The 21,876-nt window shown below is 38.3% G+C and carries 22 protein-coding genes; 9 read left to right on the top strand and 13 right to left on the bottom strand.

Going from position 1 to position 21,876, the window contains the following annotated elements; translation table 11 throughout:
* Positions 1 to 87: 87 nt before the first annotated feature.
* Together addB and addA are read left to right on the top strand one after the other, a co-directional pair.
* Positions 88 to 3,579, top strand: coding sequence for a helicase-exonuclease AddAB subunit AddB (addB, locus tag KW850_RS25435; protein ID WP_218350554.1), 3,492 nt, complete (start codon positions 88 to 90; stop codon positions 3,577 to 3,579).
* The gene (addA, locus tag KW850_RS25430) at positions 3,576 to 7,361 is read left to right on the top strand and encodes a helicase-exonuclease AddAB subunit AddA (protein WP_218350553.1); all 3,786 of its coding nucleotides are present in this window, start codon (positions 3,576 to 3,578) and stop codon (positions 7,359 to 7,361) included. The genes addB and addA overlap by 4 nt, the downstream gene beginning before the upstream one ends.
* A gap of 43 nt (positions 7,362 to 7,404) precedes the next feature.
* On the opposite strand, the gene KW850_RS25425 is transcribed toward addA, so the two are convergent.
* The 6 genes from KW850_RS25425 to KW850_RS25400 are packed head-to-tail and all read right to left on the bottom strand — an operon-like array spanning position 7,405 to position 9,408.
* Positions 7,405 to 7,623, bottom strand: coding sequence for a spore germination protein (locus tag KW850_RS25425; RefSeq protein WP_218350552.1), 219 nt, complete (start codon positions 7,621 to 7,623; stop codon positions 7,405 to 7,407).
* Between the two features lie 55 nt (positions 7,624 to 7,678).
* Positions 7,679 to 8,086 (bottom strand): spore germination protein GerPE, encoded by a 408-nt coding sequence (locus tag KW850_RS25420; protein WP_218350551.1) that lies wholly within the window; start codon positions 8,084 to 8,086, stop codon positions 7,679 to 7,681.
* A gap of 5 nt (positions 8,087 to 8,091) precedes the next feature.
* Positions 8,092 to 8,268, bottom strand: coding sequence for a spore gernimation protein GerPD (locus KW850_RS25415; protein ID WP_218350550.1), 177 nt, complete (start codon positions 8,266 to 8,268; stop codon positions 8,092 to 8,094).
* Positions 8,265 to 8,879: a spore germination protein GerPC gene (gene gerPC / locus KW850_RS25410; RefSeq protein WP_218350549.1), complete on the bottom strand. Its 615-nt coding sequence runs from the start codon at positions 8,877 to 8,879 to the stop codon at positions 8,265 to 8,267. The genes KW850_RS25415 and gerPC overlap by 4 nt, the downstream gene beginning before the upstream one ends.
* A 59-nt stretch (positions 8,880 to 8,938) precedes the next feature.
* Positions 8,939 to 9,169: a spore germination protein GerPB gene (locus KW850_RS25405; protein ID WP_218350548.1), complete on the bottom strand. Its 231-nt coding sequence runs from the start codon at positions 9,167 to 9,169 to the stop codon at positions 8,939 to 8,941.
* Between the two features lie 17 nt (positions 9,170 to 9,186).
* A complete protein-coding gene (locus tag KW850_RS25400) occupies positions 9,187 to 9,408 on the bottom strand; it encodes a spore germination protein (RefSeq protein WP_218350547.1) in 222 nt (73 codons plus the stop codon).
* A 194-nt stretch (positions 9,409 to 9,602) separates the two neighbouring features.
* Between KW850_RS25400 and KW850_RS25395 the strand changes: the two genes are divergently transcribed.
* The gene (locus KW850_RS25395; RefSeq protein WP_218350546.1) at positions 9,603 to 10,511 is read left to right on the top strand and encodes a fumarylacetoacetate hydrolase family protein; all 909 of its coding nucleotides are present in this window, start codon (positions 9,603 to 9,605) and stop codon (positions 10,509 to 10,511) included.
* 136 nt (positions 10,512 to 10,647) lie between these two features.
* The gene (locus tag KW850_RS25390) at positions 10,648 to 11,007 is read left to right on the top strand and encodes a YisL family protein (protein ID WP_218350545.1); all 360 of its coding nucleotides are present in this window, start codon (positions 10,648 to 10,650) and stop codon (positions 11,005 to 11,007) included.
* 134 nt (positions 11,008 to 11,141) lie between these two features.
* On the opposite strand, the gene KW850_RS25385 is transcribed toward KW850_RS25390, so the two are convergent.
* Positions 11,142 to 11,705 (bottom strand): DUF2777 domain-containing protein, encoded by a 564-nt coding sequence (locus KW850_RS25385; RefSeq protein WP_218350544.1) that lies wholly within the window; start codon positions 11,703 to 11,705, stop codon positions 11,142 to 11,144.
* 466 nt (positions 11,706 to 12,171) lie between these two features.
* On the opposite strand from KW850_RS25385, the gene asnB reads away from it, so the two are divergent.
* Together asnB and KW850_RS25375 are read left to right on the top strand one after the other, a co-directional pair.
* Positions 12,172 to 14,019, top strand: coding sequence for an asparagine synthase (glutamine-hydrolyzing) (gene asnB / locus KW850_RS25380; RefSeq protein ID WP_218350543.1), 1,848 nt, complete (start codon positions 12,172 to 12,174; stop codon positions 14,017 to 14,019).
* Between the two features lie 112 nt (positions 14,020 to 14,131).
* The gene (locus KW850_RS25375) at positions 14,132 to 15,649 is read left to right on the top strand and encodes an alpha-amylase family glycosyl hydrolase (protein WP_218350542.1); all 1,518 of its coding nucleotides are present in this window, start codon (positions 14,132 to 14,134) and stop codon (positions 15,647 to 15,649) included.
* Between the two features lie 218 nt (positions 15,650 to 15,867).
* Here the strand turns inward: KW850_RS25375 and KW850_RS25370 are convergent, their stop codons facing one another.
* The gene (locus KW850_RS25370) at positions 15,868 to 16,740 is read right to left on the bottom strand and encodes an SDR family oxidoreductase (RefSeq protein ID WP_218350541.1); all 873 of its coding nucleotides are present in this window, start codon (positions 16,738 to 16,740) and stop codon (positions 15,868 to 15,870) included.
* A gap of 112 nt (positions 16,741 to 16,852) precedes the next feature.
* Entirely contained in the window at positions 16,853 to 17,344 is a 492-nt protein-coding gene (locus tag KW850_RS25365) for a YajQ family cyclic di-GMP-binding protein (RefSeq protein ID WP_218350540.1), read from the bottom strand.
* 190 nt (positions 17,345 to 17,534) lie between these two features.
* Between KW850_RS25365 and KW850_RS25360 the strand changes: the two genes are divergently transcribed.
* On the top strand, positions 17,535 to 18,398 hold the full coding sequence (locus KW850_RS25360) for a CvfB family protein (RefSeq protein ID WP_218350539.1): 864 nt from the start codon (positions 17,535 to 17,537) through the stop codon (positions 18,396 to 18,398).
* A gap of 68 nt (positions 18,399 to 18,466) precedes the next feature.
* Entirely contained in the window at positions 18,467 to 18,598 is a 132-nt protein-coding gene (locus KW850_RS25355) for a DUF3941 domain-containing protein (protein ID WP_218350538.1), read from the top strand.
* 124 nt (positions 18,599 to 18,722) lie between these two features.
* Here KW850_RS25355 and KW850_RS25350 read toward each other — a convergent pair whose 3' ends face one another.
* Positions 18,723 to 19,583: a DegV family protein gene (locus KW850_RS25350; RefSeq protein ID WP_218350537.1), complete on the bottom strand. Its 861-nt coding sequence runs from the start codon at positions 19,581 to 19,583 to the stop codon at positions 18,723 to 18,725.
* A gap of 123 nt (positions 19,584 to 19,706) precedes the next feature.
* On the opposite strand from KW850_RS25350, the gene KW850_RS25345 reads away from it, so the two are divergent.
* Positions 19,707 to 20,549 (top strand): YitT family protein, encoded by an 843-nt coding sequence (locus tag KW850_RS25345; RefSeq protein WP_218350536.1) that lies wholly within the window; start codon positions 19,707 to 19,709, stop codon positions 20,547 to 20,549.
* A gap of 42 nt (positions 20,550 to 20,591) precedes the next feature.
* Here the strand turns inward: KW850_RS25345 and KW850_RS25340 are convergent, their stop codons facing one another.
* From KW850_RS25340 to KW850_RS25330, 3 genes are all read right to left on the bottom strand, one after another.
* The gene (locus KW850_RS25340; protein ID WP_218350535.1) at positions 20,592 to 20,777 is read right to left on the bottom strand and encodes a DUF3813 domain-containing protein; all 186 of its coding nucleotides are present in this window, start codon (positions 20,775 to 20,777) and stop codon (positions 20,592 to 20,594) included.
* A gap of 1 nt (position 20,778) precedes the next feature.
* Positions 20,779 to 20,931 (bottom strand): hypothetical protein, encoded by a 153-nt coding sequence (locus KW850_RS25335; RefSeq protein ID WP_166258563.1) that lies wholly within the window; start codon positions 20,929 to 20,931, stop codon positions 20,779 to 20,781.
* A gap of 111 nt (positions 20,932 to 21,042) precedes the next feature.
* Positions 21,043 to 21,855, bottom strand: a complete 813-nt coding sequence (locus KW850_RS25330; RefSeq protein WP_256358444.1) for a Cof-type HAD-IIB family hydrolase — start codon at positions 21,853 to 21,855, stop codon at positions 21,043 to 21,045.
* Positions 21,856 to 21,876: the final 21 nt, after the last annotated feature.

Here is a 21,876-nt window from a genome sequence, read left to right as displayed (position 1 = left end):
TAGTGGTATTCCAAACGTTTGTGCTTATTTTGTGATAGAATGAGAGATATAGTTCCTTTTAGTGGTAGTGGAAAGTGAGGTTTTTACATGTCATTAAGAATGGTAATCGGGCGGTCGGGAAGTGGCAAAACAGCTATGTTCCTTGAAGAAATAAAGGAGCGGCTTCTGGAAAACCCAGAAGGAACTCCGATTATTTATATTGTTCCAGAACAGATGACTTTTTTATCTGAATATCGATTGGCTACAGACCCAGCGATTGGCGGAATGATTCGCGCTCAAGTATATAGTTTTTCTCGGATGGCGTGGCGAATCTTGCAAGAAACAGGCGGGATTAGCCGAATCCATTTAAGCAGTGTAGGGATGAGCATGCTAATTCGCAAAATTATCGATGAGCAAAAGGAGCAACTACAGCTTTTTCAGCGTGCTGCCGATAAGTCTGGATTTATTAAACAACTGGAGCAAATGATAACGGAATTTAAACGATACTGTATAAGTCCCGAGGAGCTGATTCAGAGTTCCTTCCAATCGAGTGGAGATACAACGGCAGCCAATGCCTTACATGATAAAATCAAAGATTTAGAAATAATCTATAAAAAGTTTGAAGATGAAATTTTTGGTAAATATATCGATTCAGAGGACTACTTTACCCTACTAGCGGAGAAAATAACCAGCTCAACCTATTTAAAAGATGCTGAAATATATATCGATGGTTTTGATAGTTTTTCACCCCAGGAATATCGTGTAATGGTGGAGTTGATGAAGCATTGTAAAACCGTTTCAATTGCACTGACAACAGATCACTTATCCCTTGCTGCACCTCCTGATGAACTTGACTTATTCCGTTTATCCGGTGGAGCTTGTTTTTCTATTTATGATTTAGCAAGAGCAAACGGTATCGAGATGGATCAACCTGTCATTTTACAAGAACAAAAGAAATGGAATCAGCCTTCATTACAACATCTGGAAGGAAAATTTGATTCCCGGCCTGCAGTCCCATATTTGGGTGAGTCAAAAATTAATATTTGCCAAGCAGTAAATCGTAGAGCTGAGATCGAAGGGGTTGCCAGAGAGATACGCGATTTTGTCAGGACGAAGAGTTACCGGTACCGGGATATCGCTTTATTAATCAGAAATGGCGTGGACTATCATGAGATTGTTGAACCAGTTTTCAACGATTATCAGATTCCCTATTTTATTGATCAAAAAAGGACGATGCTGAACCATCCACTGATTGAATTAATTCGTTCGAGTCTGGAAGTGATCAATTCTTACTGGCGCTATGAACCTGTATTCAGAGTGATAAAAACAGAATTGTTATATCCCCTTCAGGAAAATTTCGCTAAAATGCGTGAAAAAATGGACAAACTAGAAAATTATTGTCTAGCTTACGGAATTAGCGGAAGTAAATGGACGAAAAAAGATCGTTGGAGTTACCGTCGGATTAGAGGGTTAGAATTAGAGACAATCTCACAAACCGATGCTGAAAAAGAAATGGAACAAGAGTTAAATGAATTAAAACTCATGATAACAGCTCCGTTATTACGGCTATCAAGACGTTTGAAAAAAGCAGATTCGGGACGAAAACTCTGTGAAGCTATTTATTTATTGCTAGAGGAATTGGATGTTCCAGCAAAGCTTGAGAAATGGAAAGCGGCTGCCGAAGAGAAGGGTAACCTTGTTAAAATGCGTGAGCACGAACAAGTGTGGAATGCTGTAATCGATCTGCTCGATCAATATGTTGAAATATTAGGTGAAGAGCCAATTGCACTAAAGGCATTTGCAGCGGTTTTAGAATCAGGATTTGAATCCTTACATTTTTCACTTATCCCTCCTGCACTTGACCAAGTATTGATTGGTGATTTAGAAAAATCAAGGCTCAATGAAATAAAAGTCGTGTTTGTAGTGGGTGTCAACGAAGGAATACTGCCTGCAAAAATATCAGATGAGGGGATCCTCTCAGATGAAGACAGGGAAATGCTTTTAGCAGCTGGGGTCAATATCGCACCAAGTAGCCGGACGCGTTTACTCGATGAAAACTATCTTGCCTATAAAGCATTTACCGCTCCAACGGAAGCCCTTTTTGTCTGTTACCCGCTTGCGAATGATGAAGGAAAAGCGTTAATTCCTTCTTCGTATATTAAGAGAATAAAAGATATGTTTCCAGGAGCTGATGAACTTTTCTACGTCTCAGATCCATCGCAAGTTTCGGAACAGAGTCAACTGAGTTTTATATCAAACTTTACAACGTCTTTGTCCTACCTCAATTCCCAGCTGCAATGGAAAAAACGCGGCTATCCCATTTCTAATCTTTGGTGGGATGTTTATAATTACTATCTTGAGAGTTCAGGTAAGGACAAAGCACAAAAAGTGTTTTCAAGCTTATTTTATTCGAACCCAACCGTAAAGCTCTCGAAAGAGGTAGCGGATGAATTATATGGTGAAGCCATTCAAGCCAGTGTTTCCAGAATGGAATTATATAACTCCTGTGCTTTTTCTCATTTTGCTCAGCATGGTTTAAAGCTCCGGGATCGTCAAGTGTATCGGTTAGAGGCTCCAGATATCGGGGAGTTATTCCATGCTGCTTTAAAACAGATTGCAGATATTGTCAATGAACAAAACCTTTCATGGGCTGAGCTTTCAAAGAAACAATGTGAAGACCTCTCCAAGGAAGCAGTCAAGACGTTAGCTCCTAAACTACAAAATGAAATATTATTAAGTTCCGAGCGCCATCATTATATTAAACGGAAATTGGAACAAATCATTACCCGTGCTTCTGTCGTTTTAAGTGAGCATGCAAAAGTGAGTGGTTTCTCACCAATTGGTTTAGAATTAGGATTTGGACCTAATGGAAAACTGCCTCCATTATCGTTTTCACTGAAAAATGGGAAAAGGATGGAATTAGCCGGGAGAATTGATAGAGTGGATCAGGCAAAAGCCTCAGATGACAGCGTCTTTTTACGAGTGATTGATTATAAGTCGAGTGAAAAGGATGTCAATTTTAGCGAAGTGTATTATGGCCTTGCACTGCAAATGTTAACCTACCTTGATATTGTCATGACACATTCGAATGAATTGGTAGAAATGAAGGCGAGCCCTGCAGGTGTTCTCTATTTTCATGTTCATAATCCTTTTATTAATACAACAAAAATGATTTCAATCGATGAAATCGAAAAAGAGATAATGAAAAAATTTAAGATGAATGGATTAATGGTAGGTGATCAAAATGTCATCCGACTTATGGACAATACACTTGAATCGGGTGATTCGCAAATTATTGCCGCCGGTATTAAAAAAGACGGGAATTTATCTAAAAAATCGAAAGTTGCTAGTCTATCAGAATTTGATGACCTGAAAACTTACGTCCGCAAATTATATTTAAAAACAGGTAACGCTATTATCGATGGTCAAATTGATATAGCCCCATATAAATTAAAGGATAAAACACCTTGTACATTTTGTTCATATAAATCTGTTTGTCAATTTGACGAGGCAATTGAAAATAATCAATTTCGGGTTCTTACACCGCATTCAAAAGAAGATGTATTAGAACTTATTAGGAAGGAGGTACGAGAATCTTGAGTAATGTTGTTATTCCTCCCAAGCCAGAAAATGTAACATGGACAAATGACCAATGGAAAGCAATTATGGCTAAAGATCGGGATATTCTTGTCGCTGCTGCTGCCGGATCAGGAAAAACTGCTGTTCTTGTGGAAAGAATTATCCAAAAGATTCTTTCAAAAGAGGATCCCATTGATGTTGATGAATTATTAGTTGTGACCTTTACGAACGCATCAGCTGCTGAGATGAGACATCGAATTGGGGAAGCACTAGAAAAGTCTATTGATGCCGACCCTATGTCCCGCCATTTAAGAAAGCAACTCAGTTTATTAAACAAAGCATCCATTTCAACACTTCACTCCTTTTGTATGGAGGTCATTCGAAAATATTACTACTTAATCGATGTTGATCCCGGGTTCCGAATTGCCGATGAAACAGAGGCACAATTAATCCGAGATGAAGTAATGGACGAATTATTTGAAGTGGAATATGGAAAAAAAGAGAATGAAGCATTTTTTTACTTGGTGGATTCATTCACTAGTGACCGTAGCGATGCTGCTTTAATGGATATTATTCGGTCAATTTACGATTTTGCTAGAGCAAACCCATTACCTGAGCAATATTTACAGTCAATTATTTCGATGTATGATGTTTCATCGATTTATAATATTGAGGACCTTGACTTTATCCAGGCTCTTCTATTTGATATTGAACTTCAATTAGAAGCGGCTAGCGAAATGATTAAGCGCGGCTTAGAAGTAACAAAGCTCCCAGGCGGACCAGCACCTAGGGCCGAAAATTTTATCGATGATTTAAATGTGATTGACACTCTGCTGTTAGCCAAGAGAGACTCTTGGGAAACACTATATCAAGCAATGCAAACTTGGTCTTTTTCACGCGCAAAACAGGTCAAAGGTGAGGAGTATGATAAAGAACTAACAGAGAAGGCCCAAAAACTTCGTGATAAAGCGAAGAAAAAAATTCAAGATATAAAAGATGAACTATTTTCTCGAAAGCCTGAAAGCTTTTTACGTGACATGGAAGAGATGCGACCGTTAATAGAAACGTTGATTCATCTTGTTAAGGAATTTTCACAGCGATTTGAAAAGGTTAAAAGAGAAAAAGGACTTGTCGATTATGCCGATTTAGAGCATTACTGCTTAGGAATTTTGACAAAGGAAATCTCATCGATGGGAGAATTTCTGCCGTCGGAAGCAGCCCTTGCTTACCAAAGGCATTTTAAAGAGGTCTACTGTGATGAATATCAAGATACAAATATGGTGCAGGAAACGATCCTGAAACTTGTAACTAAGAAAGATGAACATAATGGAAATATGTTTATGGTCGGAGATGTAAAGCAGTCGATTTACCGCTTTCGTTTGGCTGAGCCCAACCTGTTCCTTGGCAAGTATAACCGCTTTAGAGTTGATGGAGAATCAACAGGTTTACGGATTGATTTAGCACGAAATTTTCGAAGCCGAAGAGAAGTACTCGATGCTACAAATTTTTTATTCAAACAAATTATGGGTGTTAAGGTTGGCGAAATCGAATACGACGAAGCAGCAGAATTACGTGCTGGCGCACCTTATCCTGAAGAGGAGCCTTACCCGGTCGAACTTCTGCTTATTAATCAAAATGTTGAGGATAAAGGGTCATCTGCAACATCTGAAGGGGAAGCAGAGGGAGAACTAGAAGAATTTGATGCAGTTGGTCTGGAACAATCCCAACTGGAAGCCAGAGTTATTGCCGCTAAAATTAAAGAATTAATAGCTAGTGGAGCACCCGTGTATAATCCAAAAACAAAATCAAATCGGCCGCTAATGTATCGGGATACAGTAATCCTGCTCCGTTCAATGACATGGGCTCCACAGATCATTGAAGAATTTAAGCAGCAAGGAATTCCCATTTATGCCAACCTTTCAACGGGTTATTTTAACGCAACTGAAGTGGCCGTAATGATTTCACTCTTACGTGTGATTGATAATCCATTCCAAGACATCCCGCTTGCAGCGGTATTACGGTCACCTATCGTTGGGTTGAATGAGGAAGAACTATCAATAATCCGTATTCATCAGAAGCGAGGTTCGTTTTGGGAGGCGGTGACTGCCTTTTGCAAGAGTAAACAAGCTGAAAATATGGCTGCCTTTTACGAAAAAGTCCGCCGCTTTTATGACTTTCTGACGGAATGGCGCTCTATGGCAAGGCAGGGATCCCTGTCTGAGTTAATTTGGCAATTATACAGAGATACTCAGTTTTATGATTTTGTCGGCGGTTTACCTGGAGGAAAGCAGCGTCAAGCTAACCTCCGTGCATTATACGACAGGGCACGGCAATACGAGCATACTTCTTTCCGGGGGTTGTTCAGATTCCTTCGGTTTATTGAGCGAATGATTGAAAGAGGGGACGACCTCGGGGCAGCTAGGGCACTTGGTGAGCAAGAGGACGTTGTCAGGATTATGACCATTCATAGCAGCAAAGGACTTGAATTTCCTGTCGTATTCATGGCTGGGATGGCACGAACCTTTAATATGGCAGATATTCGTAAACCATTTATGTTAGATAAAGCATACGGATTCGCATCTAAGTATGTAAATGCAGAAAAAAGAATTTCTTACCCTTCCTTGCCGCAAATTGCTTTTAAGCGGAAAAAGAAAATGGAAATGCTCGCCGAAGAAATGCGTGTCTTATATGTAGCCATGACAAGGGCAAAAGAAAAACTTTATTTATCTGCAACACTCAAGGATGCCATGAAAAAAATTGACCAATGGAATGATTTGGCATCCAATACAGAATGGCTCTTAAAGGATTATGAACGGGCAGCAGTTTCAAGCTATATTGATTGGATTGGACCAGCATTAGTTCGACATCAAGACGGTAGTGAATTAAGGATTAGTGAAACGATTAATCCCCTGGTTCCTGAAGAAATTACAAGGAATCCTTCCTTATGGAAAATTTCACTAATAAGTGCAGAAGAAGTGAAACAAATGGAAACAGAAACAAGTATGGAAGAGGACCATTTTCTTGATAGGGTCCAAAAAGGTGAACTTGTCTCGACCACGTCACCATTTGCTGAAGAAATAAAGTCACGCTTAGATTGGGAATATTCCTTCTCAAAGGCTGCAGTCCATCGCTCAAAACAATCAGTATCTGAAATGAAACGGCAAAGGGAAATCGCGGATGAACAAAGTGGGACTGACCTTGTCAACCACTTTAAAAAGTCGATCATAAAACGCCCTAAATTTATGCAGGAAAAGCAATTAAGTCCTGCTGAACGTGGCTCGGCCATGCATATGGTCATGCAGCATGTCGATTTAACGAAAGCAGTGAGTCAAGAGTCTCTTCAAGAACAAATAACATGGATGGTTAACAATGAATTGCTAACCCACGAACAAGCTTCAATCATTGATAAACGTTTGATTGTTCAATTTTTCCATTCAGATTTGGGGCTAAGGTATTTTAATGCAAAAACAATCAACAGAGAAGTTCCTTTTACACTTTCCATGCATGCTCGTGATGTGTATCCTGCTTGGAACGATGAAGAAGAATCTGTGTTTGTGCAAGGGATTATTGACTGCATCTTTGAGGACGAAGACGGGCTTGTTTTGGTGGATTATAAATCAGATCGTATATCTGATCGTTATAAAGGCGGGTTTGAACAAGCGAGATCAATTCTTGAAAACCGATACAAGATGCAAATTAACTTATACACCCGAGCAATCGAACAAATCTGGAAAAGAAAGGTCACTGAAAGGTATTTGTTTTTCTTTGATGGAGCCCATATTTTAAAGATTGAAAAGGATTAAGATAACAAAAAATGACATAGACCATTTTGGTTTATGTCATTTTTTAATTATTCCCCACAATTGGCTGGTCGATTACATTTGTATCAAGTACATTGGTACCACTTAACCCGTTATTTGCAATGATAAATCCACCGGTATTAAATGCACCTGAACCTGCATTTGTCTTAGAGGCGGCCTTCGGAGAGATATAGACTGTATCCCCAAATTGGACAACACCTCCACTTACGTGAACGATTTGGACAGGGCCGATAATCGCTGGCATAACAAACATCCTTTTTAGTAAACTTACTTATCATCCTTAAAAGTATCTTATGCTTTTATTTTTGTCCATGTTCTGCTCCCCCACCATCTTTTCTCGGAACAGAAACTAGTTCGCGAATATGTTTAACCCTTGCCTCCATCGAAACATGTCCGCTATTACCTACGTGTAAAAGGGACGAAGAGGATATCCCTATAATATCAATCTTACTAACCCTAATTAGCGGGTTCGGATTTTGACGAGAGTATGTGAAAGGTTCAGTAATTGGTTGAAAAGGAATAGGTTCGCTAAAAACACGATAGGGGAGAAAGTTACCCTCATTTCCATAAAATAATTCTGTTTCTCGTTGGTCAGCGAGTGCTTTTGAAAGACCATTAATGATACAGGAATCCCCTAGCTGGACCGTAGAGGCAAAGGAAACAATTTTAATATTTATAGAATCTACACAAGAGGTTCTTTGCAACATCATGTTCACTCCGGTGATAGGGGAACAAACGGGCCAATAATTAATGATTCCGCAGGGGTATCAAAAGTTGAGGCCAACTGGATCGTTTCGGTATCGCCCACCATTACTAACGATGAACTTGCCACCCCGATGATTTTTATGCTTTGAACACAGAGCTCGCGGTTATAAACTTGAAAGTTCATTCTGTTCTCATCCCTTTCAGATTTTCAGGTAAATTGCTGAAAAAAATATTCACTCCATTTTGAATTTCCTTCTTTAGTGCTTCAATAATTAAATCGTCAGAACGGGCAGCTTCAGAAGAACGGCTGGTAGCGGAATTGGAGGTTAAATGTTGTTCTATCCTGCTCGGAAGCTGCTTGATGATGTCTTGTTTTATAAATGATAAATATTCATCATTCGGTTGAACGTTTAATTCCCTCTGGGCGGCCTCAACGATTGGAGGTAAATCCGTTTCTATATATCGGTACATCGCTTCCTCGATTTTCATGGATCTTTGCATTTGATGTTTTGGTGAAATTGGGGTGGTTAAGGACTGGTTTTGGACAGCGAAGTCTTCGATTCCGGCTAATTCAGATGGGTTTAAACCAATATTTAAGGTCCCTTCGAGAGTCTCCACCTTCAATTGATCAAATTTATATTCAATTTTGTCTACATGGATGGACTGTCTTTCACTTAATTGTTTGATATCTTCTCTCATTTTTTGGAGAGTTTTTTCTAACGTTAGAATCCTTTGCTCCTGTGCTTGAATACACATCTGCATCCATTGAAGATATTGGGAATAATCCTGATTCATTTAATCACCTCACAATTATTTCGCCAATAAAATAATCGAATTTTATCTAGTAGGACGAGCTACTGCTCCTGTTTTCTAACGGCAGCTTGCAGGGGTACTGAAGGTGTTCCTAATAAAGTGCCTGAAATTTGAGTCGTTTGTGGTGCAGGTTGTGTAAAACCACCGGTATTATATAAGTGAGCCGTAGGTTTGATAATCCCAGCACTGCCTATTTGCAAGACGGAGGAATTGGTAATCCCGCCAATTTTAATGAAATTGATTTGAATGGACTGCTGTATATAAAAATTCATTTAAACCCACCCACTCATTAAGCATTCAGTGCAATTCCTTGATCGTAAACATCTGAATCTTGGGTATTTGTCGAACTAACATTATTTTGGAGCTGTAAGCTATCCCCCGTGTTAAAGGAACCAGCACCAGAAAAGGTTTTTGCGGTAGAGAATGGCATAATTTTATAAACGTCTCCAATATGGAAAACTGAACTGCTCCCAAGTGTAATGACCTGTGCAACTCCAACAATTGCTGGCATTATCAACACCCTTTTTCTTCAAAGTATCTTCTACATCCTATGTATGGGCAAAGGTAATGTGATTGATTAGCCCAAAAAAGTTAGATTGCTATAAACGGGGGATTAGCCTTTATTTAGTCCTTAATATTTGTTGGTTTGATTTGTTTCTTTTAATATATTAAGTGTATTAAATTAAAATAATTGAGGTGAAACCAATGAAATTTGTAACAGTAGATTATAATGATGAATTGTTCGTGGGATTGGTTGACCAAGGAGAAACAGAAGTACTTTTACTAAACCATGCAGAAGAAGCAATGACAGGGCAAAAAAGCTTTCCTTCTTCCATGCTTGAGTGTATTGCCTCTGGTGAGACCTTTATCCAAAAAGTTAATGGGTTGCTGGAGTGGATACAAACTAGTGAAAGGGCTGAATCTTTATATCTTCCTATCGATGAAGTAAAACTATTGGCTCCGATTCCAAGGCCGAGTAAAAATATCTTTTGTGTAGGAAAAAATTATGCAGAACATGCGATTGAAATGGGGAGTGAAGCAGATATTCCTGAGCATATCATGGTATTTACGAAAGCACCGACAACGGTTGTCGGGTTTAATGAAATGGTCCTAAATCACCAAAATGTAACCGATCAACTGGATTATGAAGGAGAGCTTGCTGTTATTATTGGTAAAAAGGGTCAGGCAATAAAAAAAGAAGAAGCATTGGATTACATATTTGGTTATACCATTCTTAATGATGTAACCGCTCGAGATTTACAATCGCGGCACAAGCAATTTTTCATCGGGAAAAGTCTAGATACCACATGTCCAATGGGACCGTGGATTGTCCACAAAAGTATAATTGAAAATCCCAATCATCTAAATATACATACAACGGTGAATGGAGAAGTAAGACAGAACTCAAATACAAAGAATTTTATATTTCCGATAGAGGAGATTATCTCCGTTTTATCAGCTGGAATGACATTAGAACCAGGGGATATTATTGCGACCGGTACACCAGCTGGTGTAGGGAAAGGATTTAAGCCACCTAAATTTTTATCCCCAGGGGATCAAATGGAAGTAACGATTGAAAAGATTGGAACACTAAAAAATACCATTCAGGAATAATACTTATTTCCCAATTGAGAGATAGTATTCTTATGTTTGTTACTTTATTTGACACTCATTTTTTCGTGTTTATCCATTGTTTATGGTATGATAAATTTCGAAATCAAAGATATTTTATACATTAGGAGGGGCTCTATTGATTCACGGACATATCACGGCATGGGTTTTAGCACTAATCTTATTTGTGGTTGCACTTCTATTACATAAAGGTGGAAAGGCAAAAGGATTTAAAATTGTTCAGATGATTTTACGAGTATTATATTTGCTTATTCTTGCCACAGGTATCGGACTTCTATTTTCGGTTTACAAAATTGATGTCTGGTATATATTAAAAGCGGTTGTCGGAATTTGGATCATCGGATTATTTGAAATGATCCTTGGCCGAGTAGCGAATAACAGAAGAACATCTGTATTCTGGATTCAGTTTATCATTGCTTGGGTACTTGTCTTATATCTAGGCTTTGAAAAATTGCCTATGTCATTTTTAAACCCATAAATCTATTTGTACCTCTCAGGACTGCCTGTAAACTTGGCAGTCTTCTTTTATTTGAAAGGCACTGTAAAAGTCAATTTACAGAGTAAAAGAAATATGCTTCTAAATGAAAAAGGCGTGGTTGCCCATGCCTTTTTCTATGAAATCATTTTCTCAATCACTAACCGTTTACCGGTATTTAATGTAAATTCAAATCGATCATTAACCTTTTCATAATAACAAAAATGGTGTTGGACATTACATATTTGCTCCTGATTATCAAAAACTAAAAAATTTACACCATCCTTGCGATTTTCATCTGATAAGAAGGATAAATGATTATAACAGTAAATGCAATCGTAAATGGAAAAATTTAAGGAGTTTAAAGTGGTAACAAATTGAAAAAAAGCATCATCATTTATCCCATCTAAAAGCCTCTCAAGCGAGTAAACTAAATGTTTTCTAATCCTCACTAAATCATGATTGCGCAGCATCGTTGCTTCATTTCCAATTCGAACTTTACCTGTTTCATACAAAATACCTTTCTTCCAACGATTCATACGGAAGACTTCTATTTCTTGCTGAAGGTAATCATCTAACATTTCAGCTTCTTCCGTTTCCTCATCAAAGAAAATCCATTGTTCATTTATCTGTTCAACTGTTCCTTCGGTGTAGGCCCTTTCCTGAAAATCATATAGTCTCATTCGTTGTTGTCGATTCATTATTAACCTCCGTGCCAGATGATATCATCTTCTTTTTAGACATCTTCAAGAAATTTTATAACTGAAATTGAAGTATTATTTTTTAAAAAAGGCTGTGTTAAACTGGTGTGTTGATCTCCGCTCCAATCAACTTGGTTACAGAATTAACAATGTTCTTTAACACAGCCAAACAAAAAAACTGACTAATCACGGTGCCTACCGCTTTTCTATTTGGACAATTAACCATTTCCCATGGGCTGAATAGTATAAAACATGAATTCATGTACAGTAGTTTTGTTAAGGCTCTTTTCGTAAACTTTGTTGCTTATGAGCTTAATTAGGGTCATTGACTAAGTTTCTAGGCGATTTTCGCAAATGTTCTTACGAAAAGATGCCACGAAGCACTTGGTTTTACGGGTTGATGAAATAATACGAAAACAACCATCTATGCGAAAATAGCCTTTGTTAATGGGGAGTGTGAAAGGAAATGTGTGGCATTACAGGCTGGATTAATTTTGATAAATTCATCAAGAACGAAGGCGATACACTGACGAAAATGACAAATACACTGGCAAAAAGAGGCCCTGATGAAACCAACATCTGGTCTGATGCAAATGTTGCTTTTGGCCATAAAAGACTTATTGTTGTTGACCCTGAAGGGGGAAGACAGCCAATGTCCAAACAAAAAGACGGATATAATTACACAATTTGCTACAATGGGGAATTGTATAATACAGAAGATATCCGCAAAGTTCTCCATACTAAAGGATATTCATTTAAAGGTCATTCTGATACAGAAGTTCTATTATCTGCCTATATAGAATGGGCGGAAGAGTGTGTCAATCATTTGAATGGAATTTATGCTTTTGCAGTTTGGGATAGCAAGAAGGAACAGCTCTTTATTGGACGCGACCGCTTAGGGGTAAAACCGCTATTTTTTAGAGAACACCAGGAAGGTCTTTTATTTGCATCTGAAATCAAAGCGATTTTAGCCCATCCTGAAGTGAAAACTGAAATCGACCAAGAAGGTCTTGCAGAGATCTTTGGAGTTGGCCCTTCAAGGTCACCCGGATCTGGTGTGTTTAAAGGAATAAGTGAACTAAGACCAGCGCATGCTTTAACATTTTCAAAAAATGGTCTGAAAATTTGGCGCTATTGGAATGTAAAAAGTGAAAAACATAAGGACAGTGTAGAGGAGACAGCTGAAAAGGTTCGCTATTTAGTTACCGATGCTGTTACAAGACAGCTTGTTTCGGATGTTCCACTAAGTACATTTTTGTCAGGCGGGTTGGATTCGAGCATCATCACAGCAATAGCAGCTAAGGGGTTCCAAGAACAAAACAAAGGTCAGCTTCACACCTATTCTATTGACTATGAGGGAAATGACAAATATTTTTCCTCAACGGAATTCCAACCAGATGCTGATGGAAAATTTATTCAAATGATCACCGATAAATATAAGACATTCCACCATACCAAAATCATTTCACAACAACAGTTGGTCAATGATTTGGTGGAAGCGACCCATGTTAGGGACCTTCCAGGAATGGCTGATGTGGATTCCTCGTTACTTTGGTTTTGCAAAGAAATAAAACAGGATTTTGTCGTCAGCCTGTCAGGTGAATGTGCAGATGAAATATTCGGGGGATACCCTTGGTTTCATCGCAAACAAGACTTAGAACGTCCAGGGTTTCCGTGGATGCGTTCCCTATCAGAACGACATAATTTATTGAAATTACACTGGCAGGAAAAACTAAAATTAAATGATTATGTAATGGAAAAATATTATCAAACGATTTCCGAAACACCAAGGTTAGATGGTGAGAGCGACGAAGAATCAAAGCGTAGAGAATTATTTTATATTAATATGATTAGTTTTATGACCACATTGCTTGACCGCAAGGATCGAATGAGTATGGGAGCTAGTTTGGAAGTTAGGGTTCCTTTTGCTGACCACCGCCTCGTCGAATATGTGTGGAATATCCCGTGGGAGATCAAAATGCATCGTGGCAGGGAAAAGGGCATTCTCCGAAAAGCATTTGAAGGTATTTTACCGGAGGAAGTATTGTATCGTAAGAAAAGCCCGTATCCAAAGACACATAATCCGGCTTACACCGTTGCGGTTCAAAAACTGGTGGAGCATATATTACAGGATAAATCCTCGGTCCTGCATGAATTTTTTAATAAAGATCAACTTGAAACTATCGTCAAATCTGGTGGAAATTCATTTCAAGAACCTTGGTTTGGCCAATTGATGACAGGGCCTCAGTTATTGGCGTATCTTGTGCAACTACACACATGGTTTAAGGATTACAATATTAATATTGTAAATTAGGCATGAATTTCAGAAGGATCGAAATTTAAATTTGGAATAAAAACTTGATTCGATTAAAATAGTGTAGGGAAGAGGATATCCTCTTCCCTTTTTTAGAGGAGGAAATAACGATATGAAAAAAATTACACCATTTATTTTAATCTTGTTTTTATTACTAAATTCATCGATTTCTGCACATGCAGCGGTGAAAAAGGAAGACCGCTTATGGCAGGATGAATCGATTTATTCCATCATGATAGATCGTTTTAACGATGGAGATCGAAATAATGATGCTGATGTTAATGGAAAAGATCCTTTAGCGTATAATGGCGGAGATATTAAAGGAATCATTGATAAGTTAGATTACATACATGACATGGGATTTACTGCGCTTCGATTAACCCCTATTTTTGATAATGCCAAAAATGGCTATCACGGCTATTGGGTAAAGGATTTTTACAAAGTAGATGAACATTTTGGCACTATGAAGTCTTTTCAAATGTTAGTAAAAGAGGCACATAAACGAAAGATGAAGGTATTGATTGATTATGTCACAAATAATGTAGCGACGGACCATCCTTGGCTAAGTGATTCCAGCAAGAAGGATTGGTTTCATGCAAAACAGGATATCACCTCTGAAACTGGAAATCAAAATGAACTTGAGAAAGGTTGGATTGATGGATTGCCTGATCTTAATCAGGACAACCCCGAAGTAAAAAAATACTTAATAGATACTGCAAAATGGTGGATTAATAAAACAGATATTGATGGGCTAAGTTTACCAGAGGTAAACATGGTTCCAATCAGCTTTTGGACTGATTTTTCAACTGAAGTAAAGAAGGAAAAGAAGGACTTCTTCCTATTAGGTGTAATGTCCAACAATGCTTCGATACATTTACAAGAATATAAAGGTGCAGGGATAGACAGTGTAATTACTTATCAGTACAGTGAAAAGTTACGAAAGACATTTGCAAGTACGGATCAGTCATTCAGCACACTTTATTCCGATGGCGATAATAAACAGGACTCCTTTTTAAGGGCTAATTTTTTGGATAACGAATATACATCAAGATTTACAAGTGATATTGTCGCAAAGAAACAATTCCCAGGATCTCGCTGGAAAACAGCATTATTGTACCTTTATAGCACCCCCGGAATCCCCATCATTTATTATGGGACGGAAATTGCTTTAAATGGAGGAGGAATTCCTGATAACCGCGGACAAATGAGTTTCAGGGCTGAAAAGGAACTAATTGATTATATGACCAAGGTGGGGGAATTAAGGAACCAACTTCCTTCCTTGACAAGGGGCACAATGGAAATGCTCTATGATCAAAAGGGAATGGTTGTCTATAAACGAGTTTATAAAGGTGAGACATCTATTATTGCAATCAATAATTCAAGCAAGTCTCAAAGTGTTACGTTAACCACCGATCAGATTGAAGGTGGAAAAGAACTGAGAGGTTTGCTTGCAGGTGATAAAGTTAAAAGTGATGATAATAAATATATGATTATTCTCGATCGGGATAATTCCGAAGTCTACGTTGTAGCTGAGAAAAGCGGCATCAATATTCCATTAATTGCAGGCTTAGTTGTTGTTTACCTGTTATTTATGCTATTTATACTTAAATTAAGAAAAAACAAGCGATAAAATGTCGGGGGCTTTCCCCGACATTTTTTTGAGTGATAACAAAGTATAGGTTTTTGAACTTAGATAACTGTCTAGCTCCAGCGCCCTAGCGGCTAATGTCCTTCGCTCTCCGCCCTACGATAAGTCAACATCGAATCGCCTTCGGCTCTTCGTGTTTCCTTTATCTCAGTTGGAGCGCTCCAGGCTATACGCCGCTGAACAGGGCGCTTGCGCTTTTCTTATCCATTGATAATTTCCCCGCCATTTACATGAATCATTTGCCCACTGACATAGGAGGAGTCATCTGAGGCAAGGAAAACATAGCTAGCTGCTAATTCATAGGGCTCTCCTGCTCTACCCATTGCCGTATTAGAACCAAACGTAGCAACCTGGTCTGCAGGAAAAGTAGAAGGGATCAGCGGTGTCCAAATTGGACCTGGCGCCACACCGTTAACGCGAATTCCTTGAGGTGCGAGGGACAGCGCTAGGGAGCGGGTAAAGGAAACGATTGCTCCCTTTGTGGCGGAATAGTCCAATAACTGTTCATTCCCCTTGTAAGCCGTAATGGAAGATGTATTAATGATCGATGCCCCTTTTTTTAAAAATGGCAGGACCATTTTCGTCATGTAGAAAAAGGAGAATATGTTTGTTCGGAACGTCTTTTCCAATTGTTGCGAAGTAATCGATAACAAACTTTTTTGCGGATGTTGTTCAGCTGCATTATTTACTAGGATATCGACCCTGCCAAATTCAGTATGAATCTTATTTACGGTCTCCTTACAAAAATCTTCATTGCCAATGTCACCTGAATAAAGTAAACATCTTCGTCCTTCGGCTTCAATTAATTGCTTTGTTTCTTCTGCATCTTGATGCTCTTCTAGATAGACAATTGCTACATCTGCCCCTTCTTTGGCAAAATAAATAGCAACAGATTTGCCTATTCCACTGTCGCCACCAGTAATAATCGCTGCTTTCCCAGCTAATTTACCCCCAGCTTTATAATTGGGATCAACCGAGACGGGACGAGGATTCATTTCACTTTCTATTCCAGGCTGATGATTTTGGTGCTGTGCTGGAAAGGTCTTCTTTTGTTGATTTTGATTGTTGCTCATTTCCTAAAACCTCCAAGTGTTTACTCGATATTAGTTTTAGATAAATGGGTCAAATTATGAAAAATAAAGATAATAAAAAAAGCGAAAGGATTTATATCCCTTCGCCTTTCCATTATCGATAATTAATAAATTGGACATCCACGGTTAAGTCCGCTTCACGGACAAGTGAGATAATTTTTTGTAAATCATCCCTGCTTTTTCCGCTAACACGCACTTGGTCGTCCTGAACCTGGCTTTTTACTTTGACACCGCTATTTTTAATAATGGTATTAATTTTTTTTGCATTTTCCTTATCAATACCTTGAACCAGTTTAGCTCGTTGTCGAACCGTTCCGCCAGAAGCCTTTTCAATTTTCCCGTAATCAAGATTTCTAACTGGTACGCCTCGTTTCATTAATTTACTAAATAAAACATCTTTTAGCTGGTCCATTTTATATTCATCATCAGAAACAAGAACAAGCTCTTCCTTATCAAGTGTGACTTCACTTTTACTGCCTTTAAAATCATAGCGCGTGCCAATTTCTTTCATTGTTTGGGTAATCGCATTTGATACTTCAGACAAGTCTACTTGAGATACAATATCAAATGAGCTATCTTTTGACATGACAAAACCTCCATTTTAAAATCTATATCGTAAAACCATACCTGCTAAAGTTTCCCTTTATGGGTACATTATAGTAAAATATAGCAGTTCAAACAACTATTTAAAAAGGAAGCGTCTGTTCAGCAACGAATGATCTGGAGCGTTCCTAATACTAAACTAATTCTCCGTGAAAAGAAAAGAGGAGTTATATATGTCTTTACATGAATTAATTGGTCAAACAACCACATTAACTGTAGCCCGGAAAGCTGCGTTTGGGTATTTTTTAACAGATGGTAATGAAGATGTATTACTGCATTTTAATCAAGCCCATCAAGAATTTGAAGAAAATGATGAGGTAGAGGTTTTCCTTTATGTTGATTCGGAAGGTCGAATCTCTGCTTCAACCACCATCCCAGAAATAGCGATTGGACGTTATGCTTGGGTAAAGGTTACAGACTCAAATCCGCGAATTGGTGTCTTTATAAATATTGGACTTCCAAAGGATATATTGTTAGGGATCGATGATTTGCCCGTCCATAAATCAGTCTGGCCAAAGCCTGGAGATTTAGTTTATATTACTTTAAAGTTAAGCAGTAATTATCTACTCTACGCAAAGCTTGCCAGTGACCCGGTGATTGAATCCATTTCGGTAAAAGCTACAAGAGCAAATTTTAATAAGAATGTGCAAGGACATATTTATCGAACAGCTAAAGTCGGCAGTTGGATTTACACAATAGAAGGTTTTAAAGGATTTATTCATGAGTCACAACGACAACAAGAGCCTCGTATCGGTGAAAAAGTCGAAGGGCGAATTATTGATGTTAAAGAAGATGGAACGATCAACGTTTCATTACTGGCAAGGAAAGAAGAAACACAGGATTTAGATGCAGAACGGATATATGAGTATATGATGAGCAGAAATGGTGCCATGCCATATAACGATAAAAGCATGCCAGAAGATATTAAAGATCGGTTCAACTTAAGCAAAGGTGCCTTTAAACGAGCGCTTGGAAAACTAATGAAAGAGGGCAGAGTGTACCAAGAGGGCAGCTGGACATATGTGAAGAAAGATTAATGTGTTTTTACATACTCTTTTCAAATTGACAGAAACTAATGGTGAATCTATTTGAAAGGGGTAAGGTTATGCCGCATACTTCAGACAATGATAAAAAAGCGAAAGACAATAATGCCCTTCGCCATGAAAAGAATATGATGCGCGAAAAAAATCGTCAGGCTGGAAAAAATCAATACTCCAAGAAGACGGACCATAACTAGAGTTGAAAAATGAGTGAGGTATAATCCCCACTCATTTTTTTACGCTCTGTTTAGTGTGCCTGTTGATTTCCGCTCCAATCAACATAAGGGCAAAATTATCAATGAGCTTTATCAAAACCTTCTTTTATGATGGAATTTTGTTTAAGAAAAAAATGGCGATTGTTCCTGCACCTGTATGGGATCCTATGGCTGATCCTATTGATGTAATCATAACTTCAATAGGATGGAATTCTTCTTCAATCATCGCTTTCATTTCTGCCGCAGTTTCATCACAATCCGCTTGGCTGATTCCAATTACTTGCTTTTCCATATCCGAGCCGCGTTCCTTCATGATATCGATGATTCGTCTCATCACTTTTTTCTTACCGCGTATTTTTTCAATGGGGACGAGTTTCCCATCTTCAACATTTAGGATGGGTTTGATATTCAATAACCCCCCAAGGAAGGCTGATGCTTTTGAAACACGGCCGCCCTTTGCTAAATAGTCTAAATCTTCAACCGTAAAGAGATGTTCCATATGTTGACTTCTAAACATTACGTCTTCTAAAATCTCTTCTTTGCCAGTATTTTTTAAAGCCAGAGCCGCTGCTTCTTTCACGATAAGCCCAGATCCTAACGATGCACATTTTGTATCAACAATTGTTAAATTAAAACTTGGATATTTTTCCTTCACTTGGTCAAGAATCATAACAGCAGTGGAATATGTACCAGATAATTCTGAAGAAAATGCTATGTATATCCCGTCTTCATCTTTTTCAGCCATTTCGGTAAAAACTTCTTCGAACAAGAGCGGGGAGACCTGAGATGTCTTTGGAACAATTCCGCTTCGGATTGTCTCATAAACGGAGTTTGAATCAATTGTTTTTACATCTTCATATTCTTTTCCATTGATTTCAACTTTTAATGGAAATAATGTGACTTGATGCTCTTCATAAAAACCTTTTGGTAAATCGCATGCGCTATCAGCCAGTATTCGTACCTGCATGTAGCTCACCTGCTTTCAAACAATTTATAGTTTCAGTTTATCGGTTTCACAATAAAAATACAATTATCTACCACAGAAAACATAATGAAGGATTCATATTCTCTTAAAAAAGGGGTAATAGAAATGATTTGGCTCCAGACAAAGAAATTAGGAGTGGTCGCAGCGGGTTCATTTTTAGGTGCGCTGGCTATGAATTTATTTTTGATTCCGGCCAATATTTATTCAAGTGGATTCACAGGAATAGCCCAACTACTATCAAAGGTGTTAAGTGACTATACTCCAATTCATGTTTCTCTAGGTTTTTTATTATTATTGCTGAATATACCTGTCGCTATTTTAGGCTGGAAAAAGGTGGGGAAATCCTTTACAGTTTACAGCTTTATAAGTGTTGCCCTGTCCTCGTTATTTTTAACATTAATACCAATTAAACAAGTTTCGAATGATATCCTTCTAAATGCTGTTTTTGGTGGTGTTATCCAAGCCGTTGGCGTCGGGATTACATTAAAATGGGGTGCTTCCACGGGCGGAGTGGATATCATTGCAATGGTTTTATCGAGAATGAAGGACAAACCTATTGGACCTTACATGTTGGTAATAAATGGAGTGATAATTTTAACGGCAGGATTTTTGTATGGCTGGGAAAAAGCCCTTTATACGCTTGTTACTTTATATACTTCGACCAGAGTGATTGACGCCATTCATACTAGGCATGCAAAACTCACTGCAATGATTATTACCAAAAAGGCTGATGTAATGAAAAAAGCCATACAAGAAAAGCTTGTAAGAGGAATCACGATTCTCCCTGCAAAAGGTGCATTCTCAAACGAAGCAAGAGAAATGTTGATGGTTGTTATTACCCGCTATGAACTCTTTGATTTAGAAAGAATCCTTAAGGAAGTGGACCCAAATGCCTTTACGAATATTATCCAAACTACCAATATCTATGGCTTTTTTAGAAAAGAGTAAACAAGAAAAGCGGAGCGCCCTTAAAGCGCTACCGCTTTTCTGTTAAGAAAGTTGATCAAGCTCTTGTTGCATTTGTTGGAGCTGCGCTTGCTCTGCAACAGTGGAATTTGCATAAGCAGAACTTAATGCATTTTTAGCTTTCGCTGTAGCAGAATCAAGTTCAGCAGGGTTGGCCGATTTCGCCATCTCGACAAATCTTCGTGCTTCTTGGAACAATTGGTTTCCCATTTTATATTCCTCCAAGCGAGGATTCTTGCACATTGGCCATCTTCTGAGCTTCAGCTTCAGCGTAGGTCATGTGATAGGGAATACGTTCGGCATGTTTACTGACCGTATCCACTCCTTGCTGGACAAAGCGTTTTGATTTGTTTCGTTTACCCATTCGAATCCCTCCAATATGCTCAAGGCTCATTTTGAAACAGCATTGCTGCCTCAGAACATAGTATGTACCAAAATGGGGTCGTTCATTTAGGTAAACAATGGCGAATAGGCGTTAAAATTTTATGTTTAACAAATCTGCCAAATATTGTCCCACTCCATCATCTTCGTTGCTTAAAGTAATGTCATTTGCAATAATTTTCACTTGATCAATAGCATTTCCCATGGCAATCCCATGACCTGCATATTCAAGCATTTCGAGGTCATTATCTTCGTCCCCAAATGCAATCACTCTTTCAGCAGGGATACCGTAATAATCAGATGCCTTTTTCAAACCAACAGCTTTATTTAAGCCAGCTTTTATAATCTCAATCACGTGCCAAGGTGCTGCCCAACTGCGATGATCAATAACTTCGGCATGGACCGCAGATAAATGATCCCGTATTATCTTTAATTGATCTTCCTCTGTATGTATTAACAAGCTTGTTGGTGATTCCTTTAAATATTTTGCTAAATCCCCCGTAGTGATTGTAGGATTTCCAAAATTAAAAATGTCTAAAAGCTTTTCATCATGATAGTGGAAATACACATCATCGATTACTTCTGCGATGATATTATGAAAATGAAAGCTTCTGCAGGCTTCTACAATATCTTTTGCCACCTTGATATCAAGTGGTTGGTGATAACCCCAGTCGGGCTTTCCAGGATAATGCGTAAACGCTCCATTGAAATTGACAATCGGTGTGTCTAAATTCAATTCATGATAATACATCTCACAGGAACGAAATGGTCTGCCCGTTGCAATCATTACGATATGACCTTGTTCCCTTACCTTTTTAATAATCTCTTTCGTTTTTATAGATATCGTTTTATCATCTTTCAATAAAGTTCCATCTAAATCTAATGCAATTAAGTGTCTCTCTGTCATAATAGCTCCTTCTCAAGAAAA

Source organism: Bacillus sp. sid0103 (genome assembly GCF_019219025.1).
Note: the sequence above shows the minus strand (reverse complement) of the source record. Positions and strands in the feature narration are given on the sequence as shown.

What these genes read in the sequence shown, in the direction of transcription:
- KW850_RS25350 (WP_218350537.1), bottom strand. Translation starts at nt 19,583, where the DNA reads ATGCAGGTACGAATACTGGCTGATAGCGCATGCGATTTACCAAAAGGT.
- KW850_RS25345 (WP_218350536.1), top strand. Translation starts at nt 19,707, where the DNA reads ATGATTTGGCTCCAGACAAAGAAATTAGGAGTGGTCGCAGCGGGTTCA.
- KW850_RS25405 (WP_218350548.1), bottom strand. Translation starts at nt 9,169, where the DNA reads ATGAATTTTTATATACAGCAGTCCATTCAAATCAATTTCATTAAAATT.
- KW850_RS25385 (WP_218350544.1), bottom strand. Translation starts at nt 11,705, where the DNA reads ATGAATCGACAACAACGAATGAGACTATATGATTTTCAGGAAAGGGCC.
- KW850_RS25420 (WP_218350551.1), bottom strand. Translation starts at nt 8,086, where the DNA reads ATGTTGCAAAGAACCTCTTGTGTAGATTCTATAAATATTAAAATTGTT.
- KW850_RS25330 (WP_256358444.1), bottom strand. Translation starts at nt 21,855, where the DNA reads ATGACAGAGAGACACTTAATTGCATTAGATTTAGATGGAACTTTATTG.
- gerPC (WP_218350549.1), bottom strand. Translation starts at nt 8,879, where the DNA reads ATGAATCAGGATTATTCCCAATATCTTCAATGGATGCAGATGTGTATT.
- asnB (WP_218350543.1), top strand. Translation starts at nt 12,172, where the DNA reads ATGTGTGGCATTACAGGCTGGATTAATTTTGATAAATTCATCAAGAAC.
- KW850_RS25355 (WP_218350538.1), top strand. Translation starts at nt 18,467, where the DNA reads ATGCCGCATACTTCAGACAATGATAAAAAAGCGAAAGACAATAATGCC.
- KW850_RS25370 (WP_218350541.1), bottom strand. Translation starts at nt 16,740, where the DNA reads ATGAGCAACAATCAAAATCAACAAAAGAAGACCTTTCCAGCACAGCAC.
- KW850_RS25400 (WP_218350547.1), bottom strand. Translation starts at nt 9,408, where the DNA reads ATGCCAGCAATTGTTGGAGTTGCACAGGTCATTACACTTGGGAGCAGT.
- KW850_RS25425 (WP_218350552.1), bottom strand. Translation starts at nt 7,623, where the DNA reads ATGCCAGCGATTATCGGCCCTGTCCAAATCGTTCACGTAAGTGGAGGT.
- KW850_RS25365 (WP_218350540.1), bottom strand. Translation starts at nt 17,344, where the DNA reads ATGTCAAAAGATAGCTCATTTGATATTGTATCTCAAGTAGACTTGTCT.
- KW850_RS25415 (WP_218350550.1), bottom strand. Translation starts at nt 8,268, where the DNA reads ATGAACTTTCAAGTTTATAACCGCGAGCTCTGTGTTCAAAGCATAAAA.
- KW850_RS25360 (WP_218350539.1), top strand. Translation starts at nt 17,535, where the DNA reads ATGTCTTTACATGAATTAATTGGTCAAACAACCACATTAACTGTAGCC.
- KW850_RS25375 (WP_218350542.1), top strand. Translation starts at nt 14,132, where the DNA reads ATGAAAAAAATTACACCATTTATTTTAATCTTGTTTTTATTACTAAAT.
- KW850_RS25340 (WP_218350535.1), bottom strand. Translation starts at nt 20,777, where the DNA reads ATGGGAAACCAATTGTTCCAAGAAGCACGAAGATTTGTCGAGATGGCG.
- addB (WP_218350554.1), top strand. Translation starts at nt 88, where the DNA reads ATGTCATTAAGAATGGTAATCGGGCGGTCGGGAAGTGGCAAAACAGCT.
- KW850_RS25335 (WP_166258563.1), bottom strand. Translation starts at nt 20,931, where the DNA reads ATGGGTAAACGAAACAAATCAAAACGCTTTGTCCAGCAAGGAGTGGAT.
- KW850_RS25395 (WP_218350546.1), top strand. Translation starts at nt 9,603, where the DNA reads ATGAAATTTGTAACAGTAGATTATAATGATGAATTGTTCGTGGGATTG.